This is a genomic window from Desulfovulcanus sp., assembly GCF_982781345.1.
The window spans coordinates 1-1962 of the sequence record NZ_CEYAEZ010000123.1 but is presented as its reverse complement, the minus strand read 5'-3'; the positions used below and the strand labels follow the sequence as shown (position 1 = coordinate 1962).

The following is a 1962-nucleotide window of genomic DNA, read 5'->3' as shown; positions in this document are numbered from 1 at the left end:
GTGATAATACAAACGAGTAATTATTTTCGTAGAGCGTTTTTAATCTGTCTCGGGTGTTTGCTACCCCTACGCCTTGTGCATTAACTAACTGACCATTTTCAATATCAGTGCCAGGCCCATTATCGCCCACTTCAAGTAATAATTCATTAGCAAAAACTTGCGCTTTTATATCAATAACACCACCTTCTGACATATGGGCAATGGCGTACTTAATGGCATTTTCGATGATCGGTTGTAATATTAAGCTTGGCACTAATGCTTGTTTGGCCTGCTCACTCACGTCCACATTAACTTGTAAGCGCTCATCAAAACGTACACGTTCAATTTCTAAATAGAGCATTAATGCATGTAACTCTTGCTCCAGCGGCACTTTTTTAATTGGATCAGTATTAAGCGTATAGCGTAAAAAGTCACTCAATTTAGATACCATCAAGTTAGCATCTTTATTTTCTTTTACCAAAACTAAGGTTGATATTGCATTGAGCGTATTAAACAAAAAATGAGGATTTAGCTGGTATCTAAGCATTTTTAACTGCGCTTCGTGCGCCATTGTGGTCGCTTTTAAGGCTTTTTGACGTTCACTTTGTAATAACTGGTAATACTTAACCCCAAAGTACAAACCACTCCAACACAAAATAATATAAACAGAATCAAGTCCTTGTTGTAAATAATAAAACCATTCTTCAGGACGGTATCCGTGGCGATAAATTTCCCACAGGTTAAACTTTTGCACCACGGCCCATAATGTACCGGTTATATAAGAGGCGCCAAATACAACAATAATTAATACCCAAGGTGAGGCATTCCAAATTTTGCGATAAATATAACGCAGAGGCACAGTCATTAAACAGCCCGCATAGGCGTTTAGTAAAATAACGAATACGTAAATATCACGCATTTCGAATACTTTAGAACCAATATAGTTAACTAACGCATAACCTATCCAGCCTGCAATTTGCAAAAGCCAGAAAAAACGTTGTCTGTTATCAATTAAAGACTGCCAATTCAAAATTAATTATTACCTTGTAAATTTGTGACTATTATATCGATTTATCGTCAGGTATAGCACTACCAACTGTCTTACTTTTTAATAGCCCTATCGCAAACAATAAATTAAATAAATACAGGATGGATGTTCAGTTCTGGTTTAGTTGTTACGTTGAACAGGCTAAAACTCGTGTTGCAATTACCCCTTGCGGATGGTTTAAAGCGCATAAAAAAAGCGAAAGGCATCCACCTTTCGCTTATCAATGTTTACTTTTATTTTTTAAGCAAGCTTATCTGAAGCAACTTTATAAGTCGGATCTTCAATTACGTTCACTTCAACTAAGTCACGTGCTTTATGAAGTAGTTCTGTACAGTCTTTACTTAAGTGACGCAAGTGCAGCTTTTTACCCGCTTTATTGTATTTGTCAGCTAAACTGTCGATGGCCTCAATCGCACTATGATCCGCAACGCGACTGTATTTAAACTCAACAATCACATCTTTAGGGTCATTCTTAACATCAAATAAATCAGCAAAGTTTTTAACCGAACCAAAAAATAAAGGCCCATGTAGCTCGTACACTTTTGAACCTTCTTTATCAATATAGTTAGTTGTGTAAATATGTTTTGCATGCTGCCATGCAAACACTAACGCAGAGACAATAACACCTACACACACCGCAATCGCAAGGTCGGTAATAACCGTTACACCCGAAACTAATACAATTACAAAAGCATCAGATAAAGGGACGCGTTTCATCATTTTGAAACTCGCCCATTCAAACGTACCCAGCACCACCATAAACATAACCCCAACTAATGCCGCCAGTGGAATCATTTCGATTAAGCTTGAAGCGAAGATAATAAATGCAAGTAACATCAATGCGGCACTAATACCTGATAAACGCGAACGCCCACCTGAATTAATGTTGATCATAGATTGACCAATCATGGCACAGCCACCCATTGCACCAAAGA

The 1962-nt window shown here is 37.6% G+C and carries 2 protein-coding genes; both read right to left on the bottom strand.

The genetic code is table 11. The features are described 5' to 3' along the window. Positions 1–1009: sensor histidine kinase (locus AC3WVG_RS11515; protein WP_488798263.1), on the bottom strand; the 1009-nt coding region annotated here is incomplete at its 3' end. Positions 1010–1267: 258 nt separating this feature from the next. Further along, positions 1268–1962, bottom strand: a 695-nt coding sequence (locus tag AC3WVG_RS11510) for a SulP family inorganic anion transporter (protein ID WP_488798262.1), incomplete at its 5' end; no start/stop codon positions are given.